15 protein-coding genes are annotated in these 17494 nt (G+C 71.5%); 7 read left to right on the plus strand and 8 right to left on the minus strand.

Features of this window, described 5'->3' with window-relative positions:
• Window positions 1-2: 2 nt before the first annotated feature.
• Complete coding sequence (locus ACZ6TD_RS11795; protein WP_471353246.1) at window positions 3-797, minus strand: IclR family transcriptional regulator; 795 nt, start codon at window positions 795-797, stop codon at window positions 3-5.
• Window positions 798-970: 173 nt separating this feature from the next.
• Between ACZ6TD_RS11795 and ACZ6TD_RS11800 the strand changes: the two genes are divergently transcribed.
• Complete coding sequence (locus ACZ6TD_RS11800) at window positions 971-2962, plus strand: GDSL-type esterase/lipase family protein (protein WP_471353248.1); 1992 nt, start codon at window positions 971-973, stop codon at window positions 2960-2962.
• A gap of 50 nt (window positions 2963-3012) precedes the next feature.
• Window positions 3013-3978: an LLM class F420-dependent oxidoreductase gene (locus ACZ6TD_RS11805; RefSeq protein ID WP_471353250.1), complete on the plus strand. Its 966-nt coding sequence runs from the start codon at window positions 3013-3015 to the stop codon at window positions 3976-3978.
• On the opposite strand, the gene ACZ6TD_RS11810 is transcribed toward ACZ6TD_RS11805, so the two are convergent.
• Window positions 3965-4894: a LysR family transcriptional regulator gene (locus ACZ6TD_RS11810; protein ID WP_471353252.1), complete on the minus strand. Its 930-nt coding sequence runs from the start codon at window positions 4892-4894 to the stop codon at window positions 3965-3967. The two genes, ACZ6TD_RS11805 and ACZ6TD_RS11810, sit on opposite strands and share 14 nt — an antisense overlap.
• Window positions 4895-5100: 206 nt before the next feature.
• Here ACZ6TD_RS11810 and ACZ6TD_RS11815 point away from each other — a divergent pair, with 206 nt between their 5' ends.
• From ACZ6TD_RS11815 to ACZ6TD_RS11835, 5 genes are all read left to right on the plus strand, one after another.
• A complete protein-coding gene (locus tag ACZ6TD_RS11815) occupies window positions 5101-5181 on the plus strand; it encodes a putative leader peptide (protein WP_355853955.1) in 81 nt (26 codons plus the stop codon).
• A gap of 233 nt (window positions 5182-5414) precedes the next feature.
• Complete coding sequence (gene sfnG / locus ACZ6TD_RS11820; protein ID WP_471353254.1) at window positions 5415-6524, plus strand: dimethylsulfone monooxygenase SfnG; 1110 nt, start codon at window positions 5415-5417, stop codon at window positions 6522-6524.
• Between the two features lie 77 nt (window positions 6525-6601).
• A complete protein-coding gene (gene ssuE / locus ACZ6TD_RS11825) occupies window positions 6602-7156 on the plus strand; it encodes an NADPH-dependent FMN reductase (protein WP_471353256.1) in 555 nt (184 codons plus the stop codon).
• A 2-nt stretch (window positions 7157-7158) separates the two neighbouring features.
• Window positions 7159-8358, plus strand: a complete 1200-nt coding sequence (locus ACZ6TD_RS11830; RefSeq protein ID WP_471353258.1) for an SfnB family sulfur acquisition oxidoreductase — start codon at window positions 7159-7161, stop codon at window positions 8356-8358.
• A gap of 35 nt (window positions 8359-8393) precedes the next feature.
• A complete protein-coding gene (locus tag ACZ6TD_RS11835) occupies window positions 8394-9557 on the plus strand; it encodes an LLM class flavin-dependent oxidoreductase (protein WP_471353260.1) in 1164 nt (387 codons plus the stop codon).
• Window positions 9558-9611: 54 nt separating this feature from the next.
• Here ACZ6TD_RS11835 and ACZ6TD_RS11840 read toward each other — a convergent pair whose 3' ends face one another.
• The 6 genes from ACZ6TD_RS11840 to ACZ6TD_RS11865 all read right to left on the minus strand — a co-directional run bounded on the left by ACZ6TD_RS11840 (window position 9612) and on the right by ACZ6TD_RS11865 (window position 17464).
• Window positions 9612-11936, minus strand: a complete 2325-nt coding sequence (locus ACZ6TD_RS11840) for a glycosyl hydrolase family 95 catalytic domain-containing protein (protein WP_471353262.1) — start codon at window positions 11934-11936, stop codon at window positions 9612-9614.
• Between the two features lie 189 nt (window positions 11937-12125).
• Complete coding sequence (locus tag ACZ6TD_RS11845) at window positions 12126-12983, minus strand: ABC transporter ATP-binding protein (RefSeq protein ID WP_471353264.1); 858 nt, start codon at window positions 12981-12983, stop codon at window positions 12126-12128.
• Entirely contained in the window at window positions 12980-13978 is a 999-nt protein-coding gene (locus ACZ6TD_RS11850; protein WP_471353266.1) for an ABC transporter ATP-binding protein, read from the minus strand. The genes ACZ6TD_RS11845 and ACZ6TD_RS11850 overlap by 4 nt, the downstream gene beginning before the upstream one ends.
• Window positions 13979-13984: 6 nt before the next feature.
• Window positions 13985-14836: an ABC transporter permease gene (locus tag ACZ6TD_RS11855; RefSeq protein WP_471353268.1), complete on the minus strand. Its 852-nt coding sequence runs from the start codon at window positions 14834-14836 to the stop codon at window positions 13985-13987.
• Window positions 14833-15810 (minus strand): ABC transporter permease, encoded by a 978-nt coding sequence (locus ACZ6TD_RS11860; RefSeq protein ID WP_471353270.1) that lies wholly within the window; start codon window positions 15808-15810, stop codon window positions 14833-14835. The genes ACZ6TD_RS11855 and ACZ6TD_RS11860 overlap by 4 nt, the downstream gene beginning before the upstream one ends.
• 4 nt (window positions 15811-15814) lie before the next feature.
• Complete coding sequence (locus ACZ6TD_RS11865) at window positions 15815-17464, minus strand: ABC transporter substrate-binding protein (RefSeq protein ID WP_471353272.1); 1650 nt, start codon at window positions 17462-17464, stop codon at window positions 15815-15817.
• Window positions 17465-17494 lie beyond the last annotated feature (30 nt).

Below are 17494 nucleotides of genomic sequence, written 5' to 3' on the forward strand. Positions count from 1 at the left end.
GGCTACGGGCGCCACTGCGGGCCCGTACCGGTGCCCCTCGGCACGACCGCCTCGATCTTCGCCCGGATCTCCCGCATCACCGCGACGATCCGCTCCTCCCGCCCCTCGGTCAGCCGGGCCGTCGGCACCGAGCAACTGATCGCGTCCACCGCCGGGACGTCGTACCGCAGGGCGAAACCGAAGCCCACGATGCCCAGGACCCCCTCCTCCCGGTCGATCGCGTGACCCCGCTCCCGCACTCGCTTCAGATCGGCCAGGAGCGAGGCGCGGGTGCGGTGGGTGTTGGGCGTCATCGGCTCCAACTCACCATCTCTCAGTGGGAGTTCACCGTCGATCCGCTCGGCGAGCAGCGCCTTCCCCAGGGCCCCCACATGGGCCGGGAGGCGACGCCCGACGCGGCTGAAGGGGCGAAGGTACTCATGGGACTCCCGCGTGGCGAGGTAGACGACATCGCCGCCGTCCAGCCGGGCGAAGTGGATGGTCTCGCCCAGCGCGTCCGACGCCTCGTCCAGATACGGCCGCGCCGCCCGCACCCGTGGATCGCTGTCCAGATAGCTGGTGCCGGTGAGCAGTGCGCGGATGCCGATGCCGTACAGCGAGCCGGTGACGTCGGTGCGCACCCAGCCGCGGTCGATCAGGGTCTTGAGGAGGGCGTACATACTGCTGCGCGGGACGCCGAGCTCCTCGGCGAGTTCGCGCAGCCGGGCCGGCCGGTCGCCTCGCGCGGCGAGCAGCTCCAGCAGTTCCACGGTGCGGCCCGCGGACTTCACTTCGCGCACCCCACCGGTTTCCGCCATGGCCCACATCGTAACTGTCGCCGTACGCCTTGACGTTGAACCGATTCAAGGCTTCCATCGTGGAGCCACGATGTCCTGGGAGCGCTCCCAGACCCCAGGCATTCACTCCCTCCCTCGAGAGGATCCCCATGCGATCGATCCCGCACGACTTACGCAGACTCTTCATTCTTGTCATGACCGCGTCGCTCTGCGCGCTGGGGCTGAGCCTCGGCGTCACCTCCACCGCACGGGCGGCGGTCCTGGGGAACGGCTCGGTGACCGACCCCAACATCGTCTACACCGGCCGCTGGGACCTCGGCTCCGCCACCGCCGCCGTCCCCAACTGGACCGGCGGCTACCTCCAGACCGCGTTCACCGGCACCACGGTGAAGGTCAAGGCCCGGGAGGCGGTGAACTTCTACGCCAGCGTCGACGGCGGCCCCGATGTGTTCTACGCGGGCGTCAAGGGCACCGTCACCCTCACCTCCCAGCCGCTCCCCCAGGGCACCCACACCCTCCGCGTCTCCTACCGCTCCGGCGACACCGTCTTCCAGGGCCTGGTCCTGGACGCGGGCGCGGGCACGGTCGCCCCGCGCGTCCCGTCCGGGCTCATCGAGTTCGTCGGCGACTCCATCACCGCGGGCGCCCTCACCGACCGGCTCGCGCTGGACTCGTACGGCTGGAAGACCGGCGAGCGGCTGGGCATGCGGCACACCCAGATCGCCCGCTCGGGCTACTGCCTGGTCGGCAAGGGCGGCTGTGCGGGGCTGGCCACGCAGTTCTTCAAGACGGCCTCGACCGGCGACCAGAACTGGGACTTCTCCCGCTACCAGGCCAGTGCGGTGGTCATCAACCTGGGCACCAATGACATCGGGCACGGCGTCACGGGGCCTGAGTTCCAGTCCGCGTACACCGGCCTCCTCCGCGACATCCGCGCGAAGTACCCGAACGCGGCGCTCTTCGCCGTGCAGACCCTCAAGAAGCGCTATGTGGCGGAGACCAAGGCGGCCGTGAGCGCGCGCAACGCGGCCGGTGACGCCAAGGTGAGCTATGTCGACACGACCGGCTGGCTCACGGACGGCACGGACTACGAGGACGGCAACGGCCACCCGAACGAGACGGGGCACACCAAGTTCGCCGACCGCCTGGCGCCGATCATCGCCGCGAAGCTCGGCACCGCACCCGGCTCCGCGCCCCTCAAGGCGGCCGCGCCCCTCAAGGCCGCCGCCCCCGGCCGGCCCGGCGACCCCAACATCCGGTTCACCGGCCGCTGGGACACCAAGAGCTCGGCCACCGCCTACACCCCCTACTGGGCGGGCGCGTACTTCCGCACCGGCTTCACCGGCCGCACCGTCAAGCTCCAGCAGCGCAACGCGATCGACCTGTGGGCCAGCATCGACGGCGGCCCCGCCACCTTCTACGACGAGGCCAAGGGCACGGTGAACCTGACCCCGACCCCGCTCCCCGCCGGAAACCACACCCTCCAGGTCAACTACCAGGTGGTCGCGGGCTCCTACCACGGTGACGCGGTCTTCCAGGGCCTGACCCTGGACAGCGGCGCCACCACCTTCACCCCGCCCACCCCCAAGAACCTCATCGAATTCGTGGGCGACTCGATCACCGTCGGCACCACCACTTCGCAGAACGCCCGCACCGCCTACGGATGGCTCATCGGCGAGCGGCTCGGCGCCGACCACACCCAGATCGCCCAGGGCGGCGCGGCTCTGGTCGACACGGCGGACGACCGGATGAGCCTGGAGCAGCAGTTCACCAAGCTGAACCCGAACGCCGCCACGCCCGACTGGGACTTCTCCCGCTACCAGGCGAGCGCGGTGGTCATCAACCTCGGCACCAACGATGTGGGCCGCGGTGTGACCCCGGCGCGGTTCCAGGCGTCGTACACCAGCCTCCTCCGCAAGGTCCGCACCGCCTATCCGAACGCCTGGATCTTCGCCCTGCGCACCTTCAGCGGCCGGTTCGGCACCGAGACCAAGGCCGCCGTGACCGCTTCCGGCGACGCCAGGGCCTCCTACGTCGACACCACCGACTGGCTCGCCGCCGACGACCTCTCGGACTCCGTCCACCCCAATGACAAGGGCCACCGCACCATCGCCGACCGCCTGGCCCCGGTCATCTCCGGGCACCTTCCGGGCCTACCGCACGTGAACCGCCACAACCCACGGTGACCAGCCGTTTTGTCCCGTTTGGACGGCGCGGGGAAAGGTACTCGGGAGCCATGGTTCGATGGGGATACACGATGATGACCGAGCAGGCCGGTCCACGTCAGCTCGTCGACGACGTGGTCCGGGCCGAGCAGGTCGGGTTCGACTTCTCGGTGACCTCCGACCACTACTTCCCGTGGCTGGACTCCCAGGGGCACGCCCCGTACGCCTGGAGCGTGCTGGGCGCCGCCGCGCAGGCCACCTCCTCGATCCCGCTGACCACCTATGTCACCTGCCCCACCGTGCGCTACCACCCGGCGGTGGTGGCGCAGAAGGCGGCGACGCTCCAGCTGCTGTCCGAGGGGCGGTTCCGGCTGGGGCTCGGGTCCGGCGAGAACCTGAACGAGCATGTGGTCGGGCAGGGCTGGCCGTCCGCGGATGTGCGGCAGGAGATGCTGGAAGAGGCGATCGAGATCATCCGGGCGCTGTTCGGCGGTGGCCACGTCACCCACCACGGCACCCACTACGACGTCGACTCGGCGAAGCTGTGGGATCTGCCGGACCAGCCGCCGCCCATCGGCGTCGCCGTCTCCGGGCCGCGGTCCTGTCGCCTGGCCGGGCGGCTGGCCGACATCCTGATCGCCGTGGAGCCCAAGTCCGAGCTGCTGGAGGACTTCGAGGCGAACGGCGGCGGCGGAAAGCCACGGATCGGCCAGATCCCGGTCTGTTACGACCCCGACCGGGACGCGGCGATCGCCCGCGCCCATGACCAGTTCCGCTGGTTCGGGGGCGGCTGGAAGGTCAACTCGGAGCTGCCGGGGCCCGCCTCCTTCGCGGGCGCCACCCAGTTCGTCCGGCCCGAGGACGTGGCCGCGTCCATTCCGTGCGGCGATGACGTCGAGGAGTTCACGGAGCTGATCCGGCCCTTCGTGGACGCGGGCTTCACGGATGTCGCGCTCGTCCAGGTCGGCGGCGACCATCAGCGGCCGTTCCTGGACTGGGCCGAGAAGCGGCTGCTGCCCGCGCTCAGGGAGCTGTAGCCCGGGGAGTTCCAGGAGTGTCCGCGCGCCGTACGAAGAGTTCGTGCAGATCGCGTACGGCGCGCGGCACCGATCCCGAGCGGCGGCGCTGGATCATCAGCAGCACCTCGGTGGCCTCGCCGTCCGCGAGCGGCCGGTGGGTGATCGCGCCCCCGCGCTCCAGGGGGTCGCCGATGACGCTGAAGTCGGGGAGCACGGTGACGCCGAGCCCCTCGGCCACCATCAGCTTGCCCATCTCGGCCCCGTCGGTGGAGTACGAGAAGGACGGGGTGCGCCCGGCCAGCAGCCGGTGGATGAAGCGGTGCATCAGATAGCCGGAGCGCATCACGATCAGCGGCTCCCGCCCGTCCAGCAGATCCGCCGCGCTCACCGTCGGCCGGGCGGCCAGCGGGCTGTCCGGTCGCAGACAGACCACCGGGCGGCCGCGCAGCAGCTCGGTGGCCTCCAGGGAGGGCGGGACGTCGTCGCCCTGGAGGCAGTTGACCAGGCCCAGGTCGAAACTCCCCTCCAGCAGCGCCCGGTGGATCTCGGCCTGCTGCGCGCCCACCACCTCGACCTGGGTCACCGGGTGGGTGGCGCGGAACTCCCGGACGGCCGGGATCAGCAGCGGGACGGTCGCGGTGTTGACCGTGCCCAGCCGGATCATCCGGCTGACGCGGTGCTGGTCGCCGGCGGCGCCGCGCAGCCGGTCGACCGCCTCGATGACGCTGGCGATATGGGGCAGCAGTTCCCGTCCCTCCGCGCTGATCGTCGCGCCGGAGCGTTTGCGCTCCAGCAGATCCACGCCGAGTTCGCGTTCGAGGTTGCGCACCGTCTCGCTGAGCGCCGGCTGGGACAGATGCAGTTCCTCGGCGGCGCGGCGGAGCGATCCGAGGCGGGTGACCGCGGCGATGTATTCGAGCTGTTCAATGCGCACACGCCGCACCATGCCCGCCGAGCTCGCCCGCTTCAAGGGGATCCCTATCACGGTCTCATGAATACCGACTCACTCCCCGGCCCGCCTCCCGGGTAATCTCGAAGCGGGCGCCGCGGAATTCCGCGGCCCGGCCCGTGCGTCCGGGATATGGAATGGCTCCCGGGCCTTCTTGACCGGCAGGACTTCCCCCTGGTTGGATCGGTGACATGAAGCGACAGGACCTCACGCGGCGACGCCACGTCGACCTCGCGCGTGTCTCCAGCGCGTTCTGTTGCTGTCCGGCCTGACCCGCCGTACGGGTCCGAGCGAGCCCTGAGGGATCGCCTCCGCTTCGCTCCCCGTCGCCTCCCATGATCGGGAAAGGCTTTTAGCCGCCGCCACCCAGGAAATGCGGCCGCGCTGCCCCGCCTTCGGCGCCCCTTCGCGCTCCCGTTCTTTCCGCGCCCCTGCCACGGTGAATTCCGCTCGCCGCCGGGGCGCCGATTCGCCCTGCCCGCAATTGCTCCACCGGGAGTTCCCCATGCCCGCAGAACCCCTCCGTTTCGCCTATTGGGTGCCCAATGTCAGCGGCGGTCTGGTCACCAGCACCATCGAGCAGCGCACCGACTGGGGCTATGACTACAACCGCGACCTGGCCGTGCTCGCCGAGAACAACGGCTTCGACTACGCCCTCAGCCAGGTCCGCTACATGGCCAGCTACGGCGCCGAGTACCAGCACGAGTCCACCAGCTTCAGCCTCGCGCTGCTGCTGGCCACCCAGCGGCTGAAGGTCATCGCCGCCGTCCACCCCGGGCTGTGGCACCCCGGCGTCCTGGCCAAGCTGGGGGCCACCGCCGATCACCTGTCCGACGGGCGGTTCGCGGTGAACGTCGTCAGCGGCTGGTTCAAGGGCGAGTTCAGCGCGCTGGGCGAGCCCTGGCTGGAGCACGACGAGCGCTACCGCCGCTCCGAGGAGTTCATCCGGGCGCTGCGCGCCATCTGGACCCAGGACCACGCCGAACTGGCCGGGGACTTCTACCGGATCCGTGACTTCTCCCTCAAGCCCAAGCCGCTGAGCACCCCCGAACGTCCACATCCGGAGATCTTCCAGGGCGGCAACTCCACCGCCGCCCGCGCCATGGCGGGCCGGGTCTCCGACTGGTACTTCAGCAACGGCAAGGACTTCGACGGCGTCACCGAGCAGATCAGGGACGTCCGCGCCTCCGCCGCCACCGCCGGCCGCCCCGCGCCCGGCTTCGCCCTCAACGCCTTCCTCATCGCCCGCGACACCGAGGCCGAGGCCCGCGAGACCCTTCGCGAGATCGTCGCCAAGGCCGACACCGAGGCCGTGGCCGGCTTCCGTGGCGCCGTCCAGCAGGCGGGCCGGTCCACCGCCGACGGCAAGGGCATGTGGCAGGACTCCTCGTTCGAGGACCTGGTCCAGTACAACGACGGCTTCCGTACGGGGCTGATCGGCACCCCCGAGCAGATCGCCGAGCGGATCGTGGCCTACAAGCGGCTCGGCGTGGACCTCTTCCTGCTGGGCTTCCTGCACTACCTGGAGGAGGTCGAGTACTTCGGCGAGCGGGTGCTGCCGCTGGTCCGCGAGCTCGAGGCGGAACTGCCGGAGCCGGTGCCCGCGCTCACCTGACCACCGCCGTTCCCACCGGCTCCCGCCCCACCGGCTCCCCGCCCCACCGCCCCGACCGCGATCACGAAGGGTTGCTCATGGCCACCGTCCTGTCCCTCTCCGGCTCCCCCTCCGCCACCTCCCGCACCGCCCGGCTGCTGCGCCATCTGGACGCCAGGCTGACCGCCCAGGGCCATCATGTGGTCCCGCTCGACGTCCGCACCCTGCCCGCCGCCGCGCTGCTCGGCGCGGACTTCTCGCACCCGGCCATCGTCCGGGCCAAGGCGCTGGTCGAGCAGGCGGACGGGCTCGTGGTGGGGACGCCGGTCTACAAGGCCGCCTACTCCGGGCTACTGAAGTCCCTGCTGGATCTGCTGCCGCAGTACGCGCTCGCGGGCAAGACCGTGCTCCCGCTGGCCACCGGTGGCACCACCGCCCACGTCCTGGCCATCGACTACGCGCTGCGGCCGGTGCTGTCCTCCATGGGCGCGGCCCATATCGTCCAGGGCTGGTTCACCCTGGACAAGGACATCACGGTGGAGCCGGACGGCGGGGTGAGCGTGGCCGCCGGGGCCGCCGGGGCGCTGGAGCAGGTGGTCGACCAGTTCTCAGCGGCGCTCGGCCACCCCACCGTGCTGGCCGCGGCGAGCTGACCGTGCCGTCCCTGCCCGAGCCCGCCCATGTCATCGCCGATGACACCGAGGCGCTGAAGGTGGCCGCGGCGCTGGCCGAGGAGTTCCGTACGGGCGCCGCCGAGCGCGACGCGCGACGCAGGCTGCCGCGGGCCGAACTGGACCGGCTGTTGGCGTCCGGGCTCCTCGCCATCACGGTCCCGGCCGGGTACGGCGGCGCGGAGGTGTCCGCCGTGACCCTCGCCGAGGTGTTCCGGCTGCTCGCGGCCGCCGACGCCAGCCTCGCCCAGATCCCGCAGAGCCACTTCGTCTACGTCAATGTGCTGCGCCGTCAGGGCACGGAGGCCCAGCAGGCGTTCTTCTTCGGCGAGGTGCTGGCGGGGAAGCGGTTCGGCAACGCCCAGTCGGAGGCGGGCACCAGGCACATCCAGGACATCCGCACTCGTCTCGCCCCGGCCGCCGACGGCTCGTACACCCTGACCGGTGTGAAGCACTACTCCACCGGCGCGCTGTTCGCCCACTGGATCCCGGTGCTGGCCCGCGCGGAGAACGACGATCTCCATGTGGCCTATGTGCCGCGGGACGCGCCCGGTCTGACCGTCGTGGACGACTGGGACGGCATGGGCCAGCGGACGACCGCGAGCGGCACCGTCCGGCTGGCGGCCGTGCCGGTGCCGGCCGACCGGGTCGTACCGCACCACCTCACCTTCTGCGGGCCCCAACTGCACGGCGCTTTCGCGCAGTTGCTGCACGCGGCCATCGACGCGGGGATCGCCTCGGGGGCGCTGGCGGAGGCGGTGACGTTCGTCCGCACCAAGAGCCGCCCCTGGTTCGAGAGCGGCTTCGAGACCGCCGCCGAGGATCCGCTGCTCATCCAGCGCTTCGGCGAGCTGGCCCTCCAGGTCCGGGGCGCTGAGGCCCTGCTGTCCGCCGCCGCCCGGGCCGTGGACACCGCCCGTGGCCGCCTCGACGAGGACACCGCCGCCGAGGCGTCGATCGCGGTGGCCGCGGCGAAGGTGGCGGCGGCCAACGCGGCCGTGGAGACGGGCAGTTCGCTGTTCGAGGTGTCCGGCACCCGCTCGGCCCTGGACGCCCTGGGCCTGCACCGCCACTGGCGGGACGCCCGTACCCACACCCTGCACGACCCGGCCCGCTGGAAGGTCCAGCACATCGGCCGCTATGTGCTGAACGGAACGAAACCACCCCGCCACGGCCTCCTGTAACCACCGCCACCGCAACACCCGAACGGAGTCGCACCATGTCCCTCACCTTCCACTGGTTCCTGCCCACCAACGGCGACAGCCGCCATGTCGTCGGCGGTGGCCATGGCACCCCCGTCACCTCGGCCGGAGGGGACCGCCCGCCGTCCGTCGGCTATCTCTCCCAGATCGCCCGCGCCGCCGAACACCTCGGCTTCGCCGGTGCGCTCACCCCGACCGGCGCCTGGTGCGAGGACGCCTGGCTGACCACCGCGATGGTCAGCCAGCACACCGAGCGGCTGAAGTTCCTGGTGGCCTTCCGCCCCGGCTTCCTCTCGCCCACCTTCGCCGCCCAGATGGCCTCCACCTACCAGCGGCAGACCGGCGGGCGGCTGATGCTCAACGTGGTCACCGGCGGCGAGAGCCAGGAGCAGCGCGGTTACGGCGACTTCCTCGACAAGGACGCCCGCTACGCCCGCACCGGCGAGTTCCTGGGCATCGTCCGCGACCTGTGGGACGGCAAGACCGTCGATCACGCCGGGGAACACCTCCACGTCGAGGGCGCCAAGCTGGCCCGGCTCCCCGACCCGATCCCGCAGGTCTACTTCGGCGGCTCCTCCCCCGCCGCGGGCCAGGTCGCCGCCCGCCACTCCGATGTCTACCTCACCTGGGGCGAACCCCCCGCCCAGGTGGCCCGGAAGATCAACTGGATCCGCTCCCTCGCCGCCGAACAGGGCCGTACGATCCGCTTCGGCATCCGGCTGCACGTCATCACCCGCGACACCGCCGAGCAGGCATGGGCCGAGGCGCGCCGGCTGCTCGACGGCTTCGACCCGGAGACCGTGCGCTCCATCCAGAACGGCCTCGGCCGCAGCGAGTCCGAGGGCCAGCAGCGCATGCTCGCCCTGCACGGCGGCAGCCTGGACAACCTCGAGATCTACCCCAATCTCTGGGCCGGTGTCGGCCTGGTGCGCGGCGGCGCGGGCACGGCCCTGGTGGGCAGCCACGCCGAGGTGGCCGAGCGGATCGCCGAGTACCACCGCCTCGGCATCGACGAGTTCATCCTGTCCGGCTATCCGCACCTGGAGGAGGCGTACTGGTTCGGCGAGGGCGTCCTGCCCCTGCTGCGCCGCCAGGGCCTGTGGTCCCACCCCTTCCACACCTCCGCCACCCCCGAACCGCCCACCGCCCAGGTCCCCTTCGCGGCGGCGAGCAGCTCCTGACGGCACGGCGACGAGCGAGCCCCCGGGGATGCGGGGGCTCGCTCATCGCTCACCTCAGTCCGGCAGTCCCCACGGCTTGGAGTCGCCGACGGCCGGGACATCGCGCGGGGCCGGGTCCGGGCGGTGGCCCCGGGGCGTGATCAGGGCCGTCTCGTCGCGGGCGAGGGGGATCTCGATACGGCCGGGGCCGGTGGTGCGGTAGTGGAGGGAGCGGCCCCGGTGGTCGCGGACGTCGATCGGACCGGGGATGCCGTGGTGCAGGACGAGGGGGGCGCCCGCCTCGCTGTGGACGCGGATCCAGCGGGTGCGCCCGGCCGAGCGGTCGGCGTCCACCAGGAAGGCGCCCTGGGTACGCAGGGAGTGGATCGAGAGGTCGGGCCAGCGGCGGGAGACGGACGGGAAGACCCGCACCACGCCGTTGTGGCTCTGGACGGCCATCTCCAGCACCGACTGGGCCGCCGTCAGGGGGCTTTCGGTGGCGAGGTTGCCGCCCTCGACGTACATGGTGTTCGGGGTGATCCAGGCGTTCTTGATCAGGTTGCCGTCCGTGAGGAAGGTGAGGAAGTCCAGCGCCTCCTCGGGCCGTTCCATGCGCGAGGCCATGGAGGAGGCGACGGCGTAGCTGTAACCGGCCCACAGGCTGCGGTCCTTGACCCAGTGGTCGAAGGTGGTGCGCATGATGTCCCGGTCGGCCGGGCGGTCCCAGTCCAGCTCGTGCAGGGGATAGAGCCAGAGCATATGGGAGAAGTGGCGGTGGGACTCGGTGAGCGGCTTGGCCGCGCCGATCATGATGCCGGTGGCATCGCGGGGGTAGGCCACCAGGCGGTCCAGGATCTCGCGCCAGCGCCGGGCGCGGGGGTGGTCGGTGCGCAGGACGCGCAGACAGTCCAGGAGGGTGGCGCAGCCCCAGCGGAGCAGGGAGAGGTCGTAGGTGCAGTCCTCGGCGTCCGCCCACTCCGGTGAGCGGGTCAGCGGCAGATGCAGCTTCCCGTCTCCGCCCTCGTACAGGAAGTGGTCGTAGAAGTTCACCGCCTTGGCGAGGATCGGGTAGAGGACGTCGCGCACGATGCGGATGTCCAGGGTGTGGCGGTAGCTGAGCCAGACGTTGTGCATGGCCCAGATGAGATTGCCGTTGTTGTCGGTCTTGGTGGAGGTGCCGGGGATGCCGACGGTCTTGGCGCCGGGGCGCAGCAGCCAGTCGGAGGGGTGGGCGAGGGCGTAGGTGTTCCCGTCCCGGTACTCCGGGGGGACGGACAGCGGCAGGTTCTTCTCGAAGTCCCGGAAGGTGGAGGTCACGGAGTCGAGTTCGAGGTGGTTGGAGCCCTGGACCAGCCAGGTGGCGATCTGGACGTTGAGGTTCCACCAGACCGCGGTCCAGCTGCCGCCGGTCTCCGGGTACCACGGCCCCCATTCGGACATCGAGGGCCCGTCGGCGCGGGTGGCGCAGGCGGCCTTGTAGAGCTGGATCCAGTAGAAGTGCTGAAGGCGCTTGTCGGGTACGGAGAGCAGGCTGTGCTGGTAGTAGCGGTGCCACCAGGCGCGGTGTGGGCGCACCAGGTCGTCGGGGTCGGCGGCGAGGGTGCGGGCCACCTCGGCGACGGCCAGTTCGGTGGTGCGCGAGAGGTCCCCGGGGTGGCGGTAGACGATGTGGGCGGCCAGCAGCCTGCCGGTGCCCACCCGCCGTTCCCGCCAGGCGGTGGTCCAGCCGCCGCCCGCGATCAGCGGCTGCTCCACATAGTGGGTGTCGCCCGCGGAGCCGGTGCGGGGGTCGGGGTTGCCGGTGTAGTCGGCGGGCTTGTCCTTGGTCCTGGGGGAGGCCGCGGGCATCCATGTGAACGACCAGGCCGCGCTCTCCTCCCCCGCGCTGGGCCGGGTGGAGATCAGCAGCGCGGTACGGGCGTTGTGCACCAGCATGGTGAAGCGGACGCTGCCCCGGGTGGTGGTGACGGTGCCGCGCAGTTCGGCGTCCCAGATGTCGAGGGTCCAGTCCACCCCGGTCACCTCTCCGGCGAGGGTGAGGTCGAAGTGGCCGATGGGCAGGCGGGAGTAGCCGTACGGGGCGCGCCACTGGGGCCGCTGGTCCTGCACCTGACTGTGGCTGAGCATGACCTTCACGGAGTTGGGCGTGGCGCCCTGGTACACCACCGCGCCGAGCAGGCCGTTGGCCAGGAAGGGGCCGTCCTTCCAGTCGCCGGGCATCCGCCGCCACCGCGGGGCGGCGGCCCTGGCCATCCGTTCGGGCAGGGCCGCCGCCCCGCCGGACGCCTGGGGCGCGGCCCAGGCGGTGCCGGATCCGGCCAGCCAGCCCCCGGCGCCGACCGCGGCCGCGGCGCCGATCACACCTCTTCGAGAGATCCCGTTCCCTGTTGGCGCGGTCACGTATGTGCCTCCCCTATCCGGTGGTGAACTACCGGCATGGTGCAGGGCACTTGAGCACCTGGGAATACCTCCGACGTATGGAAATTCAACTGGCTACGTATGCGCAGATGAGGCGGGCTCAGCTCCTCACATTGAGCCGTCGAGTGCCGGAGTGAGCCGATGTCTCGCCTTCGGCGGCCGCGGTCACGGTCATAGCTCGGCGAGTTCCGCGCGCAGCCGTACCGTCTCCGCCGGGTCCCAGCCGTCGTGCGGCACCGACGACAGCAGGAGCCGGGTGTACGGGTCCTCCGGGGTGTCCAGCACCCGGGCCGTCGGGCCCGTCTCGACCGCGCGGCCGCGCCGCATCACCAGCGTGTCGTCCGTGATGTGGCGTACGACGGCCAGGTCATGGCTGACGAAGACCAGGGCCACACCGGTCTCCCGGCGGATGTCGGCGAGCAGCCGGAGGACCTGCGCCTGGATGGACACGTCCAGCGCCGCCACCGCCTCGTCCAGCACCAGCACCTCGGGTTCCACGGCGAGCGCACGGGCGATGGCCAGCCGCTGGCGCTGCCCGCCCGACAGACCGCGCGGGCGGGCGTCGGCCTCCCGCTTGCCCAGGCCCACCTGGTCGAGCAGCTCCTCGATCCGGCCGGCGGCGGCCTGCCCCTCGTACCGGCCGTGCAGCCGCAGGGCGGTGTGCAGGCACTGACGCGCGGTCAGGCGCGGGTCGAGCGATACGTACGGGTCCTGGAAGACGATCTGGATCTCGCGGGCGCGGCCCAGCCGGGCGGCGCGGCGCGCGCCCGGTCCGAGGAGCCGTCCGCCGCCCCGCCGTCCCGGTGTGCGCTCCCGCCCGTTCACCGTGATGGTCCCCGCGTCCGGGCCCACCAGGTCCACCAGGATCCGGGCCACCGTGGTCTTGCCGGAGCCGGACTCCCCGACGATGCCCAGCGAGCCGCCCGCCGGGACGGAGAACGAGACGTCGTCCACGGCCGTGGTCCGGCCACCGCCCGGGAGTGCGTAGGTCTTGCGCAGCCCCTGTACGGCGAGTGCGGGCTCGGTCATGCGCTGCTCCTCGATACGAGTTCCAGTCGGCGGCAGGCCGCGGAGCCGTCCCTCTCCGATCCGTCGCCGAGCGGGACGGCCACCGGCGCCCAGGTCTCGCACTCCGCCTCGGCCCGTGCGCAGCGCGGGAGGAAGGGGCAGCCGGTGAGGGCGTCGGACAGGGAGGGCGGGCGGCCGGGGATGGGCCGCGGTTCGCGGTCGTCCCCCAGGCTGGGCGAGCATTCCAGCAGACCGCGGGTGTAGGGGTGTTTCGGGTCGGCGAACAGCCCGTGGGCGGGCTGCTGCTCCACCACACGGCCCGCGTACATCACGTACACGCGGTCGCAGTAGGCGGCCGCGAGCGGCAGGTCGTGGGTGATGAAGAGCGTCCCGAGGCCGCTGCCGGCCCGCCGCCGCTCCTCCTGGACGCCCCGCAGCAGGGCCAGTACCTCCGCCTGGGTGGTCGCGTCCAGCGCGCTCGTCGCCTCGTCGGCGAGGAGGAGATCGGGGTCGGTGGACAGGGCGGCGGCGATCACGACCCGTTGCAGCATCCCGCCGGACAGCTCGTGCGGGCGCTGCCGCATCCGGCGCTCGGGGTCGGAAAGCCCCACCGAGGCCAGCAGCTCCGTGGCCTTCGCCACCGCGTCGCGCCGGGACAGGCCCAGGACCCGGGTGAGCGGATCGGTGAGGAAGTCGCCGATCCGGCGGACCGGGTTCATCGCGGAGCGCGGGTCCTGGAAGATCATGGAGACGGTGCGGGACCGGTGGAGGCGCAGCCGGGCCGGGTCCATGGCGAGCACGTCCTCGCCGTCCACCCGCACCGAGCCGGAGGCCCGCGCCCCCTCGGGGAGCATGCACAGCACCGCCCGGGCCGTCGTGGACTTGCCCGAGCCGGACTCGCCCACCAGGCCGACCACTTCGCCCCGGCCGACCCTCAGCGACACCTCGGCGAGCATCGGCCGGGCGGCGGCACCGGCCGGCAGCTCGATGGTGAGATCCTCGATGTCCAGCAGCATCGCCGGCTACCTCCCCTTGCCCAGCCGGTCCGAGACCCGGACCCCGACGATGTTGAAGGCCACCACGACGGCGGCGATGGCCGTGCCCGGTACGAGGGCCGGGAGCAGCGCCCCCTGCACCACGGCGTCCTGCCCCTCCTGCACCATCAGCCCCCAGTCGATCGAGGGCGATCCGGCGCCGAAGCCCAGATAGCTGAGGGTGGCCAGGCTCATCAGCCCCTCGCCGAAGAGCACCACGAGATAGCCGACGATCGCCCCGGCCAGATTGGGCACCAGATGGCGCACGCAGATCCGGGTCCCGCTCATGCCCTGCACCCGATAGGCGTCGATATACGGCTTGGACCGCTCGGCGAGGGCGAGACTGCGGGTGTACCGCGCGATGGTGGGCGCGTACGCGAGCCCCAGGGCGATGATCGACGTGGTGAGGCCGTCGCCGAAGACCGCGATCACCAGGACCACGAACAGCAGGCCCGGGAAGGCGTACATCACATCGGTCACCCGCGAGAGCAGGGTGTCCACCCAGCCGCCGCGCCACGCCGCGACCGTGCCCATCGTGACGCCGAGCAGCGCGGCCAGCGCGAGCAGCGCCAGGGGTGCCAGCAGGCTCGACCGGGCGCCGTACAGCACCCGGGAGAGCAGGTCCTGCCCCGAGGCGTCGGTGCCCAGCGGATGCTGGGAGGTGGTCCCCGCGAGCGAGGCGGACAGGTCCACCGCGTCGGGCGCGTGCGGGGCGATCAGGGGTGCGCACACCGCCGCCACCACGACCAGGGCGAGGAAGCCACCCGCGATCATCACCGGTACCGGGCGCCGGGCCCGTATCCGCACCGGGATCAGTGCCCCGGCCGTCACCGTCGTCATGCGGTCTTTCCTTCCGGCTTGCTTCCCCTCGGCTGCCCGCCCGGCGAGACCCGGGGGTCGATCAGGGGATGGATCAGGTCGACCAGCGTCGTCACCACGACATAGCCGATGACCATCAGCAGCAGCACCGCCTGGGTGACCGGGAAGTCATGCGTGGTGATCGCGCTGACCAGCAGCGAGCCGATCCCGCTGAGCCCGAAGGCGGTCTCGACCACCACCGTTCCGGCGAGCATGCCCGCCATGACGAGCCCGCACATGGTGACGATCGGGCCGAGCGCGTTGCGCAGCACGTGCTGGATGACGATCTGGCGCTCCGACTGCCCGGAGGCGCGGGCCGCCTCCACATGGTCGGAGGCGTACGCCTCGGCCATGGCCTGCCGGGTGACCCGGCTGATCACCGCGAGGGCGCTGAGGGCGAGGGCGAACGCGGGGAGCGTGAGATGGTGCAGCCGCCCGGCGAGCCCCTCGCCCTGGCCCGTCACCGGGAACCAGCCGAGACGCACCCCGAACAGGGAGACCAGCGCGATGGCCGCCACGAAGGCGGGCACCGAGGCGGCCAGCGTGGTGCCGCCGACGACCGCCGAGTCCACCCAGCCGCGGCGCAGCGCCGCCAGCACTCCGGAGCCGACGCCCAGCACCACGAAGAACACCGTGGCGTAGGCGACGAGCTCCAGGGTGGTCGGCAGCCGCGCCCCGATCAGGTCGGCCACATGGTCGCGGTACTGGAACGACCGGCCCAGGTCGCCCTGGAGGCCGTCCCACAGCCACCGGCCGTACTGGACGACGAGCGGCTCGTCGAGGTGGTGCTCCGCGCGGACCGCCGCGAGCTTCTCCGGGGTGAGTTCCTGCCGGCTCCCGGAGAGGAGGACGGCGGGGTCCCCGGGGGCCGCGTAGACGGCGGCGAAGATGAGGAACGAGGCGGCGAGCAGCGTGGCGAACAGGCCGGCGATCCGCCGCGGCAGTCCGCGGATCATGGTGTCAGCCCTTCTTCGTGCCGAGGTCGGCGGCCCACGGGTAGTACATCGACACCATGGACGCCGGCGGGCCGGTGTACGTGTCGCCGAGCACCATCACCGACGGCACCTGCACCAGGGGGATCCACACCGCGTCGTCGGCGAACTTGGTCTGCGCGTCGATGACGAGCTTCGCGCGCTCGCGGTCGTCGATGGTCTGCTGGGCCTTGCCGACGAGGGCGTCGTAGCCCTTGTCCGAGTAGCCGAGCCAGTTGTTGGCGTTTCCCGATACGCCGTTGTCGTAGAAGCCCGCCGGGTCGGCCTTGGAGATGTACCAGTCGACCGGGATCAGGTCGAAGCCGTTGCGGGACCCCGGGTCGGAGAAGAACTCGTCGTAACGGCTCGACGCGATCGTCTTGACGATGACCTTCAGCCCGATCTTCTGGGCCGCGCCGCGCACCGCGTTGGTGATGACCGTCTGGCTCTCGCCGCCGTCGCTGGAGACGACGATCGGCTTCGAGGGCGCCCCGGCCTGCTCGACCAGCTTCTTCGCCCGGTCGATGTCGTCCGCCGAGGGCGAGACGGTGTAGGCGGTGGAGCGCTCGAGGTCCTTCTGCGCCTTCTGGAAGGCGGCCTTCTCATAGCCCCAGGCCCCGGGGCCCACCGGGGTCGCCCACGGCTCGGCGAGGCCGTTGAACCCGGACTTGGCGATGCCCTCGCGGTCCATGGCCAGCGACAGCGCCTTGCGCAGCCGGGCGTCCTTCAGCGCACCGCTGTTGGTGGGGCTGAGCGACCAGGCGGTGGTGGACCGCCCGTAGTAGGCGCGCACGCCCTTCTTCTTGGACAGCACGGCGGCGGGGCCGGTGGCGGTCAGATAGGCGCCGTCCGCGGCGCCCGTGGAGATGGAGTTGACCAGGGCGCTGCCGGAGGCCCAGCGGAAGACGACCTCCTTCGTCAGCGGGCGGACGCTCTTGTCCCAGTAGTCCGCGGAGCGCTCGATGGTGAGGGAGGAGCCGGAGTTCCAGCTCTTCAGCCGGTACGGTCCGGTGCAGGCGTCGGGGTGGCCGGGGGTGCCGAAGTCGTCGCCCTGCTTCTCCACCGCCCGGCGCTCCATGATGATCCCGGCGTCACCGGCGAGGGCCTTGGTGAACAGGGCGCTCGGCTTCTTGAAGGTGATGGTGACCTGGTTCGCGCCGGTCTTGGCGATCGTGTCGACGTCCTCGTACTCGTCCGACTCGTTCATCTCCGGCCGGGCGTGCCGCTTGAGGCTCCACACCACGTCGTCGGCGGTCATCCGGGCGCCGTCGTGGAAGGTCACGTCGTCGCGGAGGGTGAGGACGAGCTTCTTGTCGCCGGTGTACTCGGCCTTCTCCGCCAGCCGCGGCGCGGTGGTCATATCGGGCCTGAGCAGGAGCAGTCGCTCGCACACGTTGGCCATCACGGTACGGGTGCTGCTGCCGCCCTGGGCGTCCATGTCCAGGGAGGCGGGTTCCTGTTCCACGAGCCAGTTCACCGTGGTGGCCGCGCCGGATGCCTTGGGGGTGGTGTCGGTGAGCTTGAGCTTCGCGGGGTCGACGGACGCGCCGCCGGACCCGGAGGTCGCCCCGGAACACCCTGCGGTGAACAGCAGGGCACCCACGAGGCCGACTGCGGTGGTACAGAGCTTGGTTCTCATGGCAGGCTCTCTGGTCGTTCGTGCGGACGT

The organism is Streptomyces yongxingensis (genome assembly GCF_055597465.1).

Bases quoted from the DNA above. Each gene is read 5' to 3' on its own strand.
- ACZ6TD_RS11805 (WP_471353250.1), top strand. From the start codon at position 3,013: ATGGTTCGATGGGGATACACGATGATGACCGAGCAGGCCGGTCCACGT.
- ACZ6TD_RS11865 (WP_471353272.1), bottom strand. From the start codon at position 17,464: ATGAGAACCAAGCTCTGTACCACCGCAGTCGGCCTCGTGGGTGCCCTG.
- sfnG (WP_471353254.1), top strand. From the start codon at position 5,415: ATGCCCGCAGAACCCCTCCGTTTCGCCTATTGGGTGCCCAATGTCAGC.
- ACZ6TD_RS11855 (WP_471353268.1), bottom strand. From the start codon at position 14,836: ATGACGACGGTGACGGCCGGGGCACTGATCCCGGTGCGGATACGGGCC.
- ACZ6TD_RS11835 (WP_471353260.1), top strand. From the start codon at position 8,394: ATGTCCCTCACCTTCCACTGGTTCCTGCCCACCAACGGCGACAGCCGC.
- ACZ6TD_RS11860 (WP_471353270.1), bottom strand. From the start codon at position 15,810: ATGATCCGCGGACTGCCGCGGCGGATCGCCGGCCTGTTCGCCACGCTG.
- ACZ6TD_RS11845 (WP_471353264.1), bottom strand. From the start codon at position 12,983: ATGACCGAGCCCGCACTCGCCGTACAGGGGCTGCGCAAGACCTACGCA.
- ACZ6TD_RS11795 (WP_471353246.1), bottom strand. From the start codon at position 797: ATGGCGGAAACCGGTGGGGTGCGCGAAGTGAAGTCCGCGGGCCGCACC.
- ACZ6TD_RS11815 (WP_355853955.1), top strand. From the start codon at position 5,101: ATGAAGCGACAGGACCTCACGCGGCGACGCCACGTCGACCTCGCGCGT.
- ssuE (WP_471353256.1), top strand. From the start codon at position 6,602: ATGGCCACCGTCCTGTCCCTCTCCGGCTCCCCCTCCGCCACCTCCCGC.
- ACZ6TD_RS11800 (WP_471353248.1), top strand. From the start codon at position 971: ATGACCGCGTCGCTCTGCGCGCTGGGGCTGAGCCTCGGCGTCACCTCC.
- ACZ6TD_RS11850 (WP_471353266.1), bottom strand. From the start codon at position 13,978: ATGCTGCTGGACATCGAGGATCTCACCATCGAGCTGCCGGCCGGTGCC.